This window comes from Stutzerimonas sp. 21-1 (genome assembly GCF_056336065.1).
The window spans coordinates 3,771,587-3,788,022 of the sequence record NZ_CM150500.1 but is presented as its reverse complement, the minus strand read 5'-3'; the positions used below and the strand labels follow the sequence as shown (position 1 = coordinate 3,788,022).

16 protein-coding genes are annotated in these 16,436 nt (G+C 66.4%); 13 read left to right on the top strand and 3 right to left on the bottom strand.

Annotated elements, in window-relative coordinates:
* Window positions 1-9: 9 nt before the first annotated feature.
* The 5 genes from AC0ZJQ_RS18100 to gcvH all read left to right on the top strand — a co-directional run bounded on the left by AC0ZJQ_RS18100 (window position 10) and on the right by gcvH (window position 5,792).
* Window positions 10-1,230 carry a 2-octaprenyl-3-methyl-6-methoxy-1,4-benzoquinol hydroxylase gene (locus tag AC0ZJQ_RS18100; RefSeq protein WP_476477061.1) on the top strand — a complete coding sequence of 407 codons (1,221 nt, stop codon included), beginning with the start codon at window positions 10-12 and terminating at the stop codon, window positions 1,228-1,230.
* A 107-nt stretch (window positions 1,231-1,337) separates the two neighbouring features.
* Complete coding sequence (locus AC0ZJQ_RS18095) at window positions 1,338-2,339, top strand: extracellular solute-binding protein (RefSeq protein ID WP_301619356.1); 1,002 nt, start codon at window positions 1,338-1,340, stop codon at window positions 2,337-2,339.
* A gap of 132 nt (window positions 2,340-2,471) precedes the next feature.
* Window positions 2,472-4,082, top strand: coding sequence for an ABC transporter permease (locus AC0ZJQ_RS18090; RefSeq protein ID WP_476477060.1), 1,611 nt, complete (start codon window positions 2,472-2,474; stop codon window positions 4,080-4,082).
* A gap of 174 nt (window positions 4,083-4,256) precedes the next feature.
* The gene (gcvT, locus tag AC0ZJQ_RS18085; RefSeq protein WP_237262740.1) at window positions 4,257-5,342 is read left to right on the top strand and encodes a glycine cleavage system aminomethyltransferase GcvT; all 1,086 of its coding nucleotides are present in this window, start codon (window positions 4,257-4,259) and stop codon (window positions 5,340-5,342) included.
* 66 nt (window positions 5,343-5,408) lie between these two features.
* Window positions 5,409-5,792 (top strand): glycine cleavage system protein GcvH, encoded by a 384-nt coding sequence (gene gcvH / locus AC0ZJQ_RS18080; protein WP_008569335.1) that lies wholly within the window; start codon window positions 5,409-5,411, stop codon window positions 5,790-5,792.
* Window positions 5,793-5,861: 69 nt separating this feature from the next.
* Here the strand turns inward: gcvH and yihA are convergent, their stop codons facing one another.
* Entirely contained in the window at window positions 5,862-6,497 is a 636-nt protein-coding gene (yihA, locus tag AC0ZJQ_RS18075; protein WP_008569336.1) for a ribosome biogenesis GTP-binding protein YihA/YsxC, read from the bottom strand.
* Window positions 6,498-6,709: 212 nt separating this feature from the next.
* Between yihA and AC0ZJQ_RS18070 the strand changes: the two genes are divergently transcribed.
* From AC0ZJQ_RS18070 to AC0ZJQ_RS18050, 5 genes are all read left to right on the top strand, one after another.
* A complete protein-coding gene (locus tag AC0ZJQ_RS18070) occupies window positions 6,710-7,342 on the top strand; it encodes a c-type cytochrome (protein WP_008569338.1) in 633 nt (210 codons plus the stop codon).
* A 180-nt stretch (window positions 7,343-7,522) separates the two neighbouring features.
* Window positions 7,523-8,152, top strand: coding sequence for a thiol:disulfide interchange protein DsbA/DsbL (locus AC0ZJQ_RS18065; protein ID WP_476477059.1), 630 nt, complete (start codon window positions 7,523-7,525; stop codon window positions 8,150-8,152).
* Between the two features lie 6 nt (window positions 8,153-8,158).
* Window positions 8,159-9,028 (top strand): endonuclease/exonuclease/phosphatase family protein, encoded by an 870-nt coding sequence (locus tag AC0ZJQ_RS18060; RefSeq protein ID WP_008569341.1) that lies wholly within the window; start codon window positions 8,159-8,161, stop codon window positions 9,026-9,028.
* Window positions 9,025-10,788: a GGDEF domain-containing protein gene (locus tag AC0ZJQ_RS18055; RefSeq protein WP_476477058.1), complete on the top strand. Its 1,764-nt coding sequence runs from the start codon at window positions 9,025-9,027 to the stop codon at window positions 10,786-10,788. The genes AC0ZJQ_RS18060 and AC0ZJQ_RS18055 overlap by 4 nt, the downstream gene beginning before the upstream one ends.
* 91 nt (window positions 10,789-10,879) lie before the next feature.
* On the top strand, window positions 10,880-11,659 hold the full coding sequence (locus AC0ZJQ_RS18050; RefSeq protein WP_165593855.1) for an N-acetylmuramoyl-L-alanine amidase: 780 nt from the start codon (window positions 10,880-10,882) through the stop codon (window positions 11,657-11,659).
* Window positions 11,660-11,668: 9 nt separating this feature from the next.
* On the opposite strand, the gene AC0ZJQ_RS18045 is transcribed toward AC0ZJQ_RS18050, so the two are convergent.
* Together AC0ZJQ_RS18045 and algB are read right to left on the bottom strand one after the other, a co-directional pair.
* Entirely contained in the window at window positions 11,669-13,456 is a 1,788-nt protein-coding gene (locus tag AC0ZJQ_RS18045) for a KinB sensor domain-containing domain (RefSeq protein WP_008569345.1), read from the bottom strand.
* Window positions 13,453-14,799: a sigma-54-dependent response regulator transcription factor AlgB gene (algB, locus tag AC0ZJQ_RS18040; protein ID WP_458988938.1), complete on the bottom strand. Its 1,347-nt coding sequence runs from the start codon at window positions 14,797-14,799 to the stop codon at window positions 13,453-13,455. The genes AC0ZJQ_RS18045 and algB overlap by 4 nt, the downstream gene beginning before the upstream one ends.
* Window positions 14,800-15,064: 265 nt before the next feature.
* Between algB and AC0ZJQ_RS18035 the strand changes: the two genes are divergently transcribed.
* From AC0ZJQ_RS18035 to AC0ZJQ_RS18025, 3 genes are all read left to right on the top strand, one after another.
* Window positions 15,065-15,496 (top strand): ferritin-like domain-containing protein, encoded by a 432-nt coding sequence (locus tag AC0ZJQ_RS18035; protein ID WP_314018182.1) that lies wholly within the window; start codon window positions 15,065-15,067, stop codon window positions 15,494-15,496.
* 181 nt (window positions 15,497-15,677) lie between these two features.
* Window positions 15,678-15,914 (top strand): hypothetical protein, encoded by a 237-nt coding sequence (locus tag AC0ZJQ_RS18030; protein ID WP_476477057.1) that lies wholly within the window; start codon window positions 15,678-15,680, stop codon window positions 15,912-15,914.
* Window positions 15,915-16,023: 109 nt separating this feature from the next.
* Window positions 16,024-16,194 carry a DUF1328 domain-containing protein gene (locus AC0ZJQ_RS18025; protein ID WP_003282841.1) on the top strand — a complete coding sequence of 57 codons (171 nt, stop codon included), beginning with the start codon at window positions 16,024-16,026 and terminating at the stop codon, window positions 16,192-16,194.
* Window positions 16,195-16,436 lie beyond the last annotated feature (242 nt).

The window sequence follows — 16,436 nt, the reverse complement described above, 5'->3', positions numbered from 1 at the left end:
AGAGTAGCGATGCAAGCGGATCTGATCATCGTCGGCGCGGGAATGGTCGGCAGCACGCTGGCCCTGGCGCTTGAAGGCAGCGGGCTGAAGGTCGCGATTGCCGATGCCGGCCCGCTGACGCTGGCGCCGTTCGATGCGCAGGGCGCGTTTGAACCGCGGGTCAGTGCGCTCTCCGCCGCCAGTCAGCGCATCCTCGAGCGCGTCGGCGCCTGGGCCGGTATTGCCGCCCGGCGCGCCAGTCCCTACGGCGACATGCGCGTGTGGGATGGCTCGGGCACCGGGCAAATTCATTTCAGCGCGGCGACCGTGCACGCCGAGGTGCTTGGCCATATCGTCGAGAACCGCGTGGTGCAGGATGCCCTGCTCGAAGCGCTGCGGGCACGCGGCACAGCCGAGCTGATCGCCGACGCGCGACTGGAGCAACTGCACGAGGTCGAGGACGGCTGGCAGCTCACCTTCAGCGATGGTCGGCAGCTGCGCGCGCCGCTGGTGGTCGCTGCCGACGGTGCGAACTCGGCGGTGCGCCGTTTGGCCGGCTGCGAGACGCGCGAGTGGGATTACTTTCACCATGCCATCGTCACCAGCGTGCGCTGTGCCGAGGCACACCAGCGTACCGCCTGGCAGCGCTTCACCGACAACGGACCGCTGGCGTTCCTGCCGTTGCAGCGGGACGGCGACGAGCACTGGTGCTCGATCGTCTGGTCGGCCACCGCGGACGAGGCCAGGCGCCTGATGGCGCTCGATGACGAAACCTTCCGTGCGGCGCTGGGACGGGCTTTCGAACAGCGTCTGGGCGAGGTGCTGGAAGTCGACCCGCGGCTGTGCATTCCGCTGCGTCAGCGGCATGCCAAGCGTTACGTGCGCGCCGGGCTGGCGTTGATCGGCGATGCCGCGCACACCATCCATCCGCTGGCCGGCCAGGGTGTGAACCTCGGCCTGCTGGATGCCGCCGTGCTGGCCGAGGTGCTGCAGGCGGCGCTGGCGCGCGGCGAGCGGCCGGCCGACCTGCGCGTGCTCAGCCGTTTCGAGCGCCGGCGCATGCCGCACAACCTGGCGATGATGGCGGCGATGGAAGGATTCGAGCGCCTGTTCCAGACCGATCAGCTGCCGCTGCGCTGGCTGCGCAATGCCGGGCTGAAGAGCGCCGAGGCACTGCCGGAGGTCAAGGCGCTGTTCGTGCGTCAGGCGCTGGGCCTGAGTGGCGATCTTCCGCAGCTGGCACGCCGCTGAGCGCGCAAGGGGTAACGAAAAGCTACATGCGCGCATTGTCGCATTGAGAAACTAAATGGGAGTCACTACTATTCGGCCTCTATCCGGACCAAACAAGAGGCTGATTCATGCAGGTAAGCAAAGGTTTACTCGCCGCGCTGGCACTCACTGCGCTGTCGAGCGCTGTCCAGGCTGCCGATGAAGTGGTGGTCTACTCGTCGCGCATCGACGAGCTGATCAAGCCCGTGTTCGACGCCTACACCAAGCAGAGTGGCGTCGCGGTGAAGTTCATCACCGACAAGGAAGCGCCGCTGATGGCCCGGATCAAGGCCGAAGGCGAGAACACGCCGGCGGACCTGCTGCTCACCGTCGATGGTGGCAACCTCTGGCAGGCCGAGGAAATGGGCCTGCTGCAGCCGCTGAATTCCGCGGTGGTCAAGCAGAACATCCCGTCGCAGTACCGCTCGTCCAACGATGCCTGGACCGGTCTGTCGCTGCGCGCGCGCACCATCGTCTACTCGCCGGAGCGGGTCAAGGACGGCGAGCTGAGCACTTACGAAGCCCTGGCTGACGACAAATGGGACGGCCGTCTGTGCCTGCGCACCAGCAAGAAGGTCTACAACCAGTCGCTGACCGCCACGCTGATCGAGACGCATGGCGCCGAGAAGACCGAGCAGATCATCAAGGGCTGGGTCGACAACCTGGCGACCGACGTCTTCGCCGATGACACCGCGCTGATCCAGGCCATCGACGCCGGTCAGTGCGATGTCGGCATCGTCAACACCTATTACTACGGCCGCCTGCATCAGGAGAATCCGGCACTCAAGGCCAAGCTGTTCTGGCCGAACCAGCAGGATCGCGGCGTGCACGTGAACCTCTCCGGTATCGGTCTGACCAAGCACGCGCCGAACCCGGACGCGGCGCGCAAGCTGGTGGAGTGGATGACCGGCGCCGAGGCGCAGAGCATTTTCGCCGACATCAACATGGAATACCCGGCCAACCCGCAGGTGAAGCCGTCCGCCGAGGTGGCCGCCTGGGGTGAGTTCAAGGCCGACAGCATTCCGGTCGAAGTGGCCGGCAAGCGTCAGGCCGAGGCGATCAAGCTGATGGACCGCGCCGGCTGGCGGTAATGCTGCCGCGCGGTACGGCGCGGGCGGTGCGCGGCTGAGATCAGACAGCACGCGCCGTCCGCCTCGCCGCTACGGTTATACTCGACGCCCCGGTTGATCCGGGGCGTTGTCTTTTCCCCATCCGAGGCTTGCGTGTCCCACTCCGTCGAGCACCGCTGGTACCCGATCACTTTCGCCGTCGCGGCGCTGGTGCTGCTGCCGCTGAGCGTTCTGCTGTTCAGCTGGCATGACATCGACCGGGAGATCTGGTCGCACCTGTGGGATACCCAGATGCCGCGGCTGCTGGGCAATACGCTGACGCTGCTGCTCGGCGTCGGCCTGGGTGTCACGGTGCTGGGCGTCAGCCTGGCCTGGTTGACCTCGCTTTGCGAATTCCCCGGGCGGCGCTGGCTGGACTGGGCGTTGATGCTGCCCTTCGCGATTCCCGCCTATGTGCTGGCGTTCGTCTTCATCGGCCTGCTCGACTTCGCCGGACCGGTGCAGACGCTGGCGCGCGAATGGTTCGGCAGCGGCATTCGATTTCCGCGGGTGCGCTCCACCAGCGGGGTGATCGTGGTGCTGGTGCTGGTGTTCTATCCCTATGTCTACCTGCTGGCGCGCTCGGCGTTTCTCGCCCAGGGACGCGGCCTGATGGAGGCGGCGCGCGTGCTTGGTCAGTCGCCCTGGCGGGCCTTCTGGACTGTGGCGTTGCCGATGGCGCGCCCAGCGATCGGGGCCGGGCTGGCGCTGGCGGTGATGGAAACGCTGGCCGATTTCGGTGCGGTCTCGGTGTTCAACTTCGATACCTTCACCACCGCAATCTACAAGACCTGGTACGGCTTCTTCAGCCTCACCAGCGCCACCCAGCTGGCCAGTCTGCTGCTGCTGGCGGTGATGCTGGTGCTCTATGGCGAACGCCGCGCCCGCGGTGCGGCGCGCCCGGCGAGTGAGCGCGCCAGCACGGTGGCGCTGTATCCGCTGCGCGGTTTCAAGGCATTCGCCGCCAGCGCCTGGTGCGGGCTGGTGTTCCTCTGTGCGTTCGTCGTCCCGGTGCTGCAGTTGCTGGCGTGGTTCTGGCAGCGCGGCCGCTTCGATCTCGACGAGCGTTACACCGGGCTGATTCTGCACACGCTCTACCTCGGCGGGCTGGCCGCGCTGATCACCGTCAGCACCGCGCTGCTGCTGGCGTTCGCCCGCCGTCAGGCGCCGGTACGCGCGATTCGTACGGCTGTCGGGCTGGCCAATCTGGGTTACGCGCTGCCGGGCTCGGTACTGGCGGTGGCGATCATGCTGGCGTTCAGTTATCTGGATCGGCATCTGGTGATTCCGCTGTCCGATTGGCTGGGCGGTGCCGGCAAGCCGGTGCTGCTCGGCAGCCTCGGCGCGTTGCTGCTGGCCTATCTGGTGCGCTTCATGGCGGTGGCCTTCGGCCCGCTGGAAAGCAGTCTGGCGCGCATTCGTCCGTCGCTGCCGCAGGCGTCGCGCAGCCTCGGCGTAGGTGGTCCGGCGCTGTTCCTGCGAGTCTATTTGCCACTGCTGCTGCCCGGCACGCTGAGTGCCGCGCTACTGGTGTTCGTCGACGTACTCAAGGAAATGCCGGCAACCCTGCTGATGCGTCCGTTCGGCTGGGACACCCTGGCAGTGCGCATCTTCGAGATGACCAGCGAGGGCGAGTGGGCGCGCGCCGCGCTGCCGGCGCTGACGCTGGTGCTGGTCGGCCTGCTGCCGGTGATCCTGCTGATCCGCCGCTCGGCCAGGGGCTAGAACGCCGCCCTGCGGGGCGTTCGCGCGTACGCCCGGCACGGCGTCGGGCTGCCGTGACCTGTCACAACCTTGGGGCTACAATGCGCGCCATTCGAACGCCGGCAGCTCGCTGCGCAACCGGCTCAGTCAGGCTTTACAAGGCCGTTTCGGCGACCTGCCCGGAAGGAGAAACCTATGGGTCAGCGTACTCCCCTCTACGCTCAGCACCTTGCGCTCGGGGCCAAGATGGTCGATTTCGGCGGCTGGGACATGCCGCTGCATTACGGCTCACAGGTCGAGGAACATCAGCAGGTGCGGCGTGAGTGCGGAGTGTTCGATGTCTCGCACATGACCGTCATCGATGTCGCCGGACCGCAGGCCATGCCCTATCTGCAGCGACTGCTGGCCAACGACGTGGCGCGCCTGCGGCACGTCGGCCGGGCGCTGTACAGCACCATGCTCAACGAGCGCGGCGGTGTGGTCGACGACCTGATCGTCTACCTCACCGACTGGGGTTACCGTCTGGTAGTCAATGCCAGCACGCACGACAAGGACCTGGCCTGGCTGCAGGCGCAGGCCGATGGATTCCAGGTGGAAATTCGCGAGCGTGCCGAGCAGCTGGCGATGCTGGCGATCCAGGGGCCGCATGCGCGCGCGCGTACCGCCGAGCTGGTCGACCAGCCGCGTGCCGCGCTGATTCAGGATCTCAAACCATTTCACGGCCTGGCCCAGGGCGACTGGTTCATCGCGCGCACCGGCTACACCGGCGAGGACGGCCTGGAGATCATCCTGCCGGCCGAGCAGATCACCGGCTTCTTCACCGAGCTGGTCGGCGCCGGCATTCCGCCGATCGGTTTGGGCGCGCGGGACACCCTGCGCCTGGAAGCGGGCCTGAATCTGTATGGTCAGGACATGAGCGAGGAGGTTTCGCCGCTGTCGTCGAACCTCGGCTGGACCATCGCCTGGGAGCCGACGGCGCGCGAGTTCGTCGGGCGCGCTGCGCTCGAACGGCAGAAGTCCAGCGATGACCTGCCGCGGCTGGTCGGCCTGGTCATGGAGGAGCGTGGTGTGCTGCGCGCCCATCAGGTGGTGCGGGTGACTGGGGTGGGTGACGGCGAGATCACCAGCGGCAGTTTTTCGCCTACGCTTGGCAAGTCGATCGCGCTCGCACGCGTTCCCGCGGCCACCGGAGAGCGTGCGGAAGTGGAAATCCGCGGCAAATGGTATCCGGTGCGCGTCGTGCAGCCGACCTTCGTGCGCAACGGCAAGGTACTGGTGTAAATTCTGGCGACCGCTTCGCGCGATGGCTTAGCGTGTCTGCACTGGACAGCCTCGAGGACAATACGAATGAGCGAAATCCCAAGCGACCTGCGTTACGCCGCCAGCCATGAGTGGGCCCGCCTCGAAGCGGATGGCAGCGTCACCGTCGGTATCTCCGATCATGCCCAGCAGGCGTTGGGCGACGTGGTCTACGTCGAGCTGCCGGAAGTCGGCGGCCAGCTTGCGGCGGGCCAGGAGGCCGGCGTGGTGGAATCGGTGAAGGCGGCGTCGGACATCTATGCGCCGGTTTCCGGCGAGGTGATCGCGATCAACGAGGCGCTGGCCGATTCGCCCGAGCAGGTCAACAGCGATCCGTACGGCAGCTGGTTCTTCCGTCTGCGGCCCAGCGACAAGGCGGAACTGGACAAGCTGCTCGACGCGGCGGCCTATCAGGCGTCCTGCGACGCCTGAGCCGCTTCGCCGGCCGCACAAGCCCCGCATTGTCGGGGCTTTTTTGTGCGCATGCGGCCGGCAGCGGTTTCAGGCTTCAGGCTGTTCCTCGAGTAGTCCCAGCCAGTCGGCCAGCACCTGCTGCGCCTGTTCCACGCCCTGGCGCTTGGGTGCGGAGAACAGCTGCACGCTCACCGCGTCGCCCCACTGCTTGCGCACGTCATGCTGGATCGTCAGCAGGGCGGTCTTGGCGGCGCCGAAGGCAAGCTTGTCGGATTTGGTCAGCAGGATGTGCAGCGGCATCTGACTGGCGCTCGACCAATCCAGCATCATGCGGTCGAACTCGGTCAGCGGATGGCGGATATCCATCATCAGGAATACCCCGGCCAGGCTCTCGCGGCTGCCCAGGTAGGCTTCCAGATGGCGTTGCCAGTGCTGCTTGAGCGGAATCGGTACCTTGGCATAGCCGTAGCCGGGCAGGTCGACCAGACGGCGCTCGTCGTCGAGGCGGAAGAAGTTGAGCAGCTGCGTGCGTCCCGGCGTCTTTGAGGTGCGCGCCAGGTTGGCATGGGTCAGGGTGTTCAGCGCGCTGGACTTGCCGGCGTTCGAGCGACCGGCGAAGGCGACTTCCAGCCCCTCGTCGGCCGGGCACTGATCGACCTTGGCGGCGCTGATCATGAAGGTGGCTTGCTGGCAGAGGCCGAGAATCGGGTTCTTGGGGAGCATGGGCGGTCCGGTGCGTGCGCGGGGGTGCGGCAATGGTTCGTTTCCGTTTCAGGAACGGGAGTATATAATGCCGCAGATTTTATGTGCGCTTTGGTCTTATCCCCTCTGGGAATCTGGCGCGCCATGCATAACGAGCGTCGCCGTAGTCCACGGACGCGAGCGGCCCGACTGATCGATTTCCTTATAACCCCTAGCCGTAGTTGGATGAGCTGATGAACAAAGTACTCGTGAGTCTGCTGTTGACCCTTGGCATCACCGGTATGGCCCACGCGGCTGGAGACGCCAAAGCGGGTCAGAGCAAAGCTGCCGTTTGTGGCGCCTGCCACGGAGTGGACGGCAACAGCCCGGCCCCGAACTTCCCGAAACTCGCCGGCCAGGGTGAGCGCTACCTGCTCAAGCAGATGCAGGACATCAAGGCTGGCAGCACTCCGGGTGCGGCTGAGGGCGTTGGCCGCAAGGTACTGGAAATGACCGCCATGCTCGATCCGCTGAGCGATCAGGACCTGGCCGACATCGCCGCCTACTTCTCCAGCCAGAAGCCGACCGTCGGTATGGCCGATCCGGCGCTGGTAGCGCAGGGCGAAAAACTGTTCCGCGGCGGCAAGCTGGACCTGGGCATGCCGGCGTGCACCGGTTGCCACGCACCGAACGGTGTGGGTAACGATCTGGCCGGCTTCCCGCAGCTGGGTGGCCAGCATGCTGCCTATACTGCCAAGCAGCTGACCGACTTCCGCGAAGGCAACCGCACCAACGACGGCGACACCATGATCATGCGTGGTATCGCGGCCAAGCTGAGCAACAAGGACATTCAGGCGCTGTCGAGCTACATCCAGGGCCTGCACTGATCGCCTGCTGACAGGTGATCTGCTGAAAAGGCGCCCGGCCGTAAGGTCGGTCGCCTTTTTTTCGTTACGGCGCCGCTAGAATAGCCATTCACTGCTGCAGGTGAAGGCGCAAAACGCTGGTGAGACCTGTCGTTTTGCGGCAGCCTGTCATGCCTTGCCAGACGTTCACAGGAGTCCTCCATGCGCAAACTCGTCATTTCCGCCGTCCTTGCTGCCGCCAGCCTATTCGGCCTGCCTGCCGTGGCCGCCGACTACCAGGCGGGCAAGGAGTACGAGGTGCTGAGCAGCCCGGTGCCGGTCGCCGAGCCGGGCAAGATCGAGGTGGTCGAGCTGTTCTGGTATGGCTGCCCGCACTGCTACCAGTTCGAGCCGGTGATCAACCCGTGGATCGAGAAGCTTCCGGCCGACGTCGCCTTCCGGCGCATCCCCGCCATGTTCGGCGGCATCTGGAACACCCATGGACAACTGTTCCTTGCGCTCGAATCGATGGGCGTGGAAAAACAGGTGCATGACGCGGTGTTCGCCGCCTATCACCAGGAGCGCAAGAAGCTCGCGACGCCCGAAGAAATGGCTGAGTTCCTCGCCGGTCTGGGAGTCGACAAGGATGCGTTTCTCAAGGCGTACAACTCCTTCGGCGTGAAGAGCCGCGTGGAACAGGCCAAGAAGCTGGGCATGGCCTACCAGATCAGCGGCGTGCCGGTGCTGATCGTCAACGGCAAGTACCGTTTCGATCTCGGCTCGGCTGGTGGGCCGCAGGGCGCGCTGGACGTGGCTGATTTCCTCATCGAAAAAGAACGCGCCGCGCGGTAACCGACGATGCTGCGGCGCTTGTATCCGTCGCGCCCGGCTGCTGCAGGGCAGCCGCAGACCAACGTGCACTGCGCGCCGCAGAGTGGCCTGCCGCTGGACGGACGACTACGCCTGCTGAGCTTCAATATCCAGGTCGGGATCCGCACCGAGCGTTACCATCACTACCTGACCCGCAGCTGGCAGCATCTGCTGCCGCATCCGGGGCGGGCGCTGAACCTGCAGCGCATCGGCGAACTGATCGGTCGCTACGATCTGGTCGCGCTGCAGGAGGTCGACGGTGGCAGCCTGCGCTCCGGCTACATCAATCAGGTCGAGCACCTGGCGCAGCTCGGCGCCTTTCCATACTGGTACCAGCAGCTCAACCGCAACCTCGGGCGCTTCGCTCAGCACAGCAACGGCGTGCTCAGCCGTCTTGCCCCGCAGCAGCTGGAGGACCATCCGCTGCCCGGTCCGTCCGGCCGCGGTGCGATCCTGCTGCGTTTCGGCGAGGGCGAGGACGCGCTGGTAGTGGTGATGATGCATCTGGCGCTGGGCGGGCGCACGCGCGTGCGCCAGCTGGCCTACATCCGCGAGCTGATCGGCGGGTATCGGCATCAGGTGCTGATGGGTGACATGAACACCCATGCCAACGATCTGCTGGAAAATTCCCCGCTGCGCGATCTCGGCCTGCTCGCACCGCAGGTCGAGGCGACCTTTCCCAGCTGGCGGCCGCAGCGCTGTCTGGACCACATCCTGCTCAGCCCGAGCCTGGCCCTCGAGCGTGTCGAGGTGTTGCCGTTGCCGATTTCCGATCACCTGCCGGTGGCGATGGAAATCCGTCTGCCCGAGGCGCTCAACGGCAACGCGCTGCCGGCCACGCTGGAGCCGTCGTCGTGAGTGTCGAGACCGAACGCTGGAAGGAAAAATACCTGCGCCTGCTCGAACAGCAGGAGCAGATCGAGCAGCACTGGGAGCAGCGCGTCGATCTGCTGCGGCGCAGCCTGGTACGCAGCAGCATGGCGGTCGAAGGTGCCGATCCGGCGGTGGAAAACTGCCTGCGGCAGATGCGCGAGGTATTGCGCGACGGCGATTTCGACGACGGCCTCAGCACGCTGGTGCCGCGCCTGGAGAAGGCCGTGCTGGATTCGGATCGCCAGCGCCAGGAACGCACTCGGCGTCTGATCGAAGCGCTGCACGGACTGGTGAACCCGTTGCTGGCGATGTCGCCACCGGCGGACGTGCGCCGGCGCCTGAAGCGCTTTGCCCGCAAGCTCGAACAGCGCATCGGCCGTGCGCGCGAACTGCCGGCGCTGCTCGGCGAACTGGGCGAGCTGCAGCGCCAGGCCCTCGGCGCGCCGCTTGCCGTCGACAATCCCGGCGGCGGTTTTCTGCGCCGCCTGTTCGCTGGCCGCGAGAGCGTGGCGCTGGACGCCGAGGAAAGCTCGTCCGTGTCCGCGCCGCCGGTCGCTGACGAGGTGCCGCCGCAGGCGGATCAGGCGCAAGCGGATCAGCCGCCGCCGCTTTCGGCGTATGAGCTGGAGGGCGACGTTCCGTCCAGCGATGCTCCGGCGGGCGATCGCGAGCCGGCCTTGGCCGATTCGCCGGAGCCACCGTATAGCCAGGTGGCCGAGCGTATCGAGGCGGCGCTGCGCGGGCTGGTTGGCAGCCTGCGCCTGGGCGAAGCGCAACAGGCGCGGGCCGAGGCGCTGCATGAGCGCATTCGCCACGGTCTGAACTGGTACGAGCTGGTTCCGGTGCTGGACGATCTGGCGAGCCTGTTGCTGGCGGCCAGCGATCAGGACCAGCGCGAGTTCGAAAGCTACCTGAAGACGCTCAACGAGCGGCTGGTGACCATGCAGCAGAACCTCAGCGCTGCGCATGACGGCCATGCTGAGGCGCGCCGGACTGCCGAGGCCCTGGACCACGAGCTGCGCGAACAGGTCGACGTGCTGCAGAGCAGCATGCGCGAGGCCACCGATCTGGCCAGCCTCAAGCGCGTGGTCGAGGCGCGGCTGGATGGCCTGCTGCATACCGTCGGCGAATATCAGCAGCAGCGCAGCCAGCACGAGCAGGAGCTGGGCGCGCGTCTGCAGGAGCTGGTTGGTCGTGTCGGCAGCCTGGAACAGGCGGCGCAGGGCCTGCGTGGTCATCTCGAGGAGCAGCGGCAGAAGGCCCTGCTCGATGGCCTCACCGGCCTGCCGAATCGCACGGCCTGGAACGAACGGCTGGCGCTGGAGGCGGCGCGCTGGGAGCGCTATGGCGGTGAGCTGCTGCTCGCCGTGGTGGACGTCGACCACTTCAAGCGGATCAACGACAGCTATGGGCACCTGGCCGGTGATCGGGTGCTGAAGATCATCGGCGGGGAATTGCGCAAGCGTCTGCGCGCCACCGACTTCATCGCCCGTTTCGGCGGCGAGGAGTTCGTGCTGCTGCTGCCGTCTACCGCGCCCGAGGCCGGGCTGCAGGTGCTCGAAGCGCTGCGCAGCGGCATCGACGTCTGTCCGTTCCATTTCAAGGGCGAGCGGGTGCAGATCACCGTCTCGGCGGGGATGAGCACGTTCGCGGCCGGCGACACGCCCGAGCAGGTCTTCGAGCGCGCCGACCTGGCGCTCTATCGCGCGAAGGACGCCGGGCGCAACCGCGTCGAGCGTGGCTGACCGGGCGGTCTGTGAGCGCTCGCGGCCGCTGCGTATAATCGCGCCCTCGCGCGCCGCCGCGGATCACCCAGCTGTCGACCCGAGGTCCCCCATGAGAATCATCAGCCTTGTCGCGCTCTTCCTGCTGCTGGCCGGCTGCGCCAGCGGGCCGCAGATCGACGACCGCTACCGCGCGGTCGGCCAGGACAGCCGGGTGCAGGTCATCGTGCTGCACTACACCTCCAGCGGTCTGGAGCATTCGCTGGCGCTGCTGACCGAGGGCGAGGTGAGCAGCCACTACCTGATCGGCGCCGCGCCGGCGACCATCTATCGCCTGGTCGACGAGGATCGCCGGGCCTGGCATGCCGGGCAGAGCGAGTGGAACGGCCGCACCTGGCTGAACTCCAGCTCCATCGGCATCGAACTGGTCAATCGTGGCTACGTCGAGGGCGAGGATGGCCGGCGCCTCTGGTATCCGTATACGGATGAACAGATCGACGCACTGGTGCTGCTGCTCAAGGACATCATGCAGCGCCACGGGCTCAAGCCCGGTGCCATCGTCGGCCACAGCGACATCGCCACGCAGCGCAAGGTCGATCCCGGCCCGCTGTTCCCCTGGAAGCGCCTGGCCGATGCCGGCCTGGTGCCCTGGCCGGATGCCGCGGCGGTGGCGGCGCAGCGTGCGGCGTTTGCCGCGGCGCCGCCGGATATCGCCTGGTTCCAGCTGGCGCTGGAGCTGCAGGGCTACAAGGTGCCGCGCCACGGTGAGCTGGATGAGGCGACGCGCAACGTGCTCGCGGCGTTCCAGATGAAGTACCGCCCGACGCGCTACGACGGCGAGCCGGACGCCGAAACCGCCGCGCTGCTGCAGGTGCTTAACGGTACGCGCTGAAGCCGACCGTCAGATCGGCAGGGCGATGTAGAAGATCGTGCCGTGGCCGATGCGCGAATGCACGCCGATGCGCCCGCCATGCAGCTGGGCGATCTCCTTGCACAGCGCCAGGCCGAGCCCGGCACCGCCGCGGCGGCGGCCGATCTGCACGAACGGCTCGAAGATCCGCGCCTGCTGGCTGTAGGGAATACCCTCGCCGTTGTCCTCCACGCTGATGATCATCCGCTCGCCGTGATGGCGTGCCAGCAGGCGCACCTCGCCACCCTCCGGCGTATGGCGTAGGGCGTTGCTCAGCAGGTTGTCGAGCAGCCGCTCGATCTGCTGGCGATCGAGCAGCAGGCTGGGCAGCGGCTGCTGCAGCTCCAGCTTAAGCTCGACATGGTGCTCGGCAGCGGCGACCACGAAGCGCTGGCGCGCGTCTTCGAGCAGCTGCGGAACGTCGCACGACTCTAGCTCCAGCTTCTGCTGGCCGCTCTGGTAGCGCGAGAAATTCAGCAGGTCGTTGATCAGCCGTACCAGCCGCTGCATTTCCTCGTGCACGGTGCTCAGCAGGTCGGATTCGCGACTGTTGGGCGGGTAGTGCAGACGTTCGCGCAGCAGGCTGAAGGCCATCTGCATGCCGGTCACCGGCGTGCGCAGCTCGTGGGAGGCGCGCAGCACGAATTCGTTGCGCACGCGCTCGAAGGTGCGCTGGTCGGTGACGTCGTGCAGCACCATCACCGCGCCGCTGATGCTGCCGTCGTGGTGGTTGACCGGGCTCATGCGCCAGGCCAGCAGTCGGCGTTCGCCATCGGCCTCGATCACCAGATCCTGCGGCGGCCCGGCGAGCGGCTTGTCGCTGAGCACCAGGCGCGCGGCCTCGTCCAGTTCCGGGTAGCCGAGCGCTTCGCCCAGGCTGCGGCCCAGATGCTCGCCTTCCCAGGCCAGCTGGCGCTGAGCGACCGGGTTGGCGTGCTCCAGGCAGCCGTGGCGGTCGATGATCAGCAGGCCGTCGTCGATGCTGTCGAGCAATGCCTGCAGGCGCTGCTGGCCGTTCATCAAGGCCTGCACGTTGGTCTGCTTGAACTGGAACAACGCCTGCGCCATCAGGCCGAAGCGCCGGCTCAACGACGACAGCTCGGCGATGGGCGAAGTCGGCAGTTCGATGCCGAAGTCGCCGCGCCCGATCTGGTCGGCGGCTGCCGACAGCTGCTCGATCGGCGTGCCGAGGCGTCGGGCGAAGCTGTGCGCGGTGATGAAGCCGATCAGCAGCACGGCGATACCGGTCAGACCGAGCAGGCCGGCCAGCAGCATGGCGCGTTCGCGGCTGCGTACCTCGGTGTCGCGGATCGTCGCGTAGGCGCTCTGCTGCATGTCCACCATCAGGGTGCGGACCTGATTGAAGGCCTGGCTCAGCTCATTTTCCTCCAGCAGCGTCCAGCCCTCGCTGCGCGGCGCATCCAGCACCAGCAGGAAGCTCGCGTAGGCGCTGGCGATGCTCTGGAAGGCCTGACGGTCGTCGTCGTTGCGCGCACTCTGCATGCCGCGCTCCAGCGACGACTGGAAAGCCGCACGCGCCGCGCCCAGCGACTCGTGATCGCGGTGGTCGCGCAGCAGGATGATCAGGTGGTTGCCGAGCGCCTGGCGCAGCTGCTGGTTGATCTCGATGATGCCGAAGTTGTCGCGGATCAGGTGCTCCTGGCTCTTGGCCATCTGCATGACGCTGACCAGCGCCAGCAGCAGGCCGAGCAGCGCTACCGTCATTAGCGCCGAGAACCCCAGGAACAGGCGGGTTCTCAGCTTCATCTGCAGCTTCATAGACCGTACTGCTTGCGCTTGCGGTAGAGCGTCGAGGCGTCGATGCCGAGGATCCGCGCGGCCTGCTCGAGGGTATCGCTGGTACTCAGCACGCCGGCGATGTGCGCCTTCTCCAGGGCCTCCAGGCTCAGCGGCTCGCCGATGCGCGGCGCGTTGCCGGTGGCCTGTTCGCCGAGGCCGAGGTGGCTGACCTCGATCATCGCCTGTGGACAGATGATGCTGGCGCGCTCGATCACGTTGCGCAGCTCACGCACGTTGCCCGGCCAGCGGTAGGCCTTGAGCGCGGCGAGTGCGGCGTCGCTGAAGCCGCGTGCCGGGCGCCCGTAGCTCTTGACGAAGGAGGCGAGGAAACGCTCGGCCAGGGCGAGGATGTCTTCCGGGCGCTCACGCATGGGCGGCAGGTTGAGCGTGATGACGTTGAGGCGGTAGAGCAGGTCCTCGCGGAACTTGCCCTCGCGCACCATCTCCTCGAGGTTGAGGTTGGTCGCCGCGAGGATGCGCACGTCGGCGCGGCGGGTCACCGGGTCGCCGACGCGTTCGTATTCCTTGTCCTGGATGAAACGCAGCAGCTTGGGCTGCAGCGCCAGCGGGAAATCGCCGATCTCGTCGAGAAACAGCGTGCCGCCGTCGGCCTGGTTGACCCGCCCGAGGGTGCTCTCGGTGGCGCCGGTGAAGGCGCCGCGGTTGTGGCCGAACAGCTCGCTCTCCATCAGCTCGGCCGACAGCGACGGGCAGTTGATGGTGACGAACGCCTTCTTCGCACGCCGGCTCCAGGTATGGATGGCGCGCGCCAGTTCGCCCTTGCCGGTGCCGGATTCGCCGAGGATGAGAATGTTGGCGTCGGTGTCGGCGACCTGCCGCGCGGTTTCCAGTACCGCCATCATCGCCGGGCTGTGCGAGCCGAGCGCATCGCTGCGCTTCTGCATCTCGCCTTCCAGCGCTTCCAGGCGCGCCGCCATCTGCCGGACTTCCAGCTGCTTGGCCGCCGACAGACGCAGCTGCTCCGGGCTGCAGGGCTTGAGCAGGTAGTCGGCGGCGCCGGCCTGCATCGCATCGACCGCGGTGTCCACGGCCGAATGCGCGGTGACGATCACCACGCGCATCCACGGCGCCAGCGTGCGCATCTGCTGCAGCACATCGATGCCATTGTCCTCGCCCAGGCGCAGGTCGAGGAAGCACAGGTCGAACACCTGGCGTTGCAGAATCGCCTCCGCCTGCGCGGCGCTGGCGGCGGTCATTACGGTGTAGCCGCGATCCTCCAGGCAGTAGCGGAAGGTCCGCAAAATCGCTGCTTCGTCATCCACCAGCAGGATTCGCCCACCCGTGTCCGTCGTTTGCTCCATGAATGCTCCTTCCGGGTCGCGATATTGATGCGGCAAGCGGCACTGGCGGGACGCGCCCGTGCCGACGGCGAGTTCTTTAGTCTATGAAAAGTCTTGCAAGTTGCACGGTACGCCGTCGTCGTTCCGGCAGCCGGTGTGGCGCGGAACGGGCGGCGGGCGCCAGCCTCTGATTTAGAGGACGCAGGCGGCGCGGCAGCGCCGGTACGTGGCCTGCGATCGATCATCTTTCACCGACGCCCGGCGCCGGTCACAGGAGCAATCCGCCATGAATCCAGCCACGCAGCAACTCAATGAACTGATCGAGATAACCCGCGACGGGCAGCGTTTCTACCAGCATGCGATCGACGAAGTAAAGGATGTCGATCTGCAGCATCTGTTCCGCGATATGGCACAGGCCAAGACTCAGGTAATCCAGGCGCTGGCGGTCAAGGTGGCGGCCTGCCACGAGCAGCCGGCGCAGGGCGGCACGCTCACCGGGCGCCTGAACGAGCTGTACACCGATGCCCGCGCACACCTGGGCAATGCCGATGGTGCCTATGTCGAGCAGCTGTTGCAGACCGAGGAGCGCATCCTGCGCGCGTTTGAGGATGCGCTGCCGGATGCCCAGCCGGACGTGCGCGCGCTGCTGGCGGTGGAACTGCCGAAGCTGCGTGCCTGCCATGCGCGCATGCGCCAGTTGCAGGAGGCGCGCTCCTGAGCGGAGCCGATCATGCAAAACGCACAGGTCGGCGAGGCGGCTCGTGCAAAATCAAGGGAAGGATTCTCGTTTGCTGTTTATAAGTTATTGAATATAAAGGATTATTTTTTGATGTGAGGCTGGCACGCGGGCTGCAATGTCTAGGGCAAATCGCCTACGACATGCTTAGAAGGAGTTGAGGATGAACCGCGAAGCCCGCTTGTCCCTGGCCAGCAAAGGATTGCTTGGCGCCGCAGTGGTGACCTTGATCATGGGAGCCAAACAGCCGATGGACGAACCGCTCAGCCAGCAGCAGCCGGACGCGGCGGAACGAATCCAGCTGTATGACGCTCAACCTAATGAGATCACGCTGACCGGCCGGGCACCGCAATCACTCGACTTGCACCAGCCGCGCTCGGAACAGCGCTGGGTCTTCTGAAGCAGGGAGTTTGCAGGCGAACCGGCAGGGATGCGTAGAAAAAACTCGTAGTCGATCGTGCCCTGGCCGGTCCGTCGAGAACCGATCCTGAACCGAGAGGAGTCGCACCATGCTGAGTTGGGCTATCACTTTCCTGATCATCGCCATCATCGCTGCGGTACTGGGCTTCGGTGGCATCGCAGGCACCGCTACAGGTATCGCCAAGATCCTGTTTGTGGTCTTCCTGGTGCTGTTCGTGGCATCGCTGATCTTCGGACGAGGACGCGGTCCGCGCGTCTGACGGGATGAAGCCGCCCGTAGCGGGCGGCTCCACACCGAGGAGCGGAAACGGCACAGGACGCCAGAGTTCTTTCGAGGTGCGCGTAGCGCGCCTCAACAGCGGCGCCGACGCAACGCTCGGCGCCGAGGGAAGCAGCCCCGACAAGGGGTGAACCAGGGGGACGGGTTGCTCTGCATGGCGGCGTGACCCAGGGGTACAGGGAGTACCTTCGGCAACGGTCCGGGTTCGGCTGGTGCTGCGCG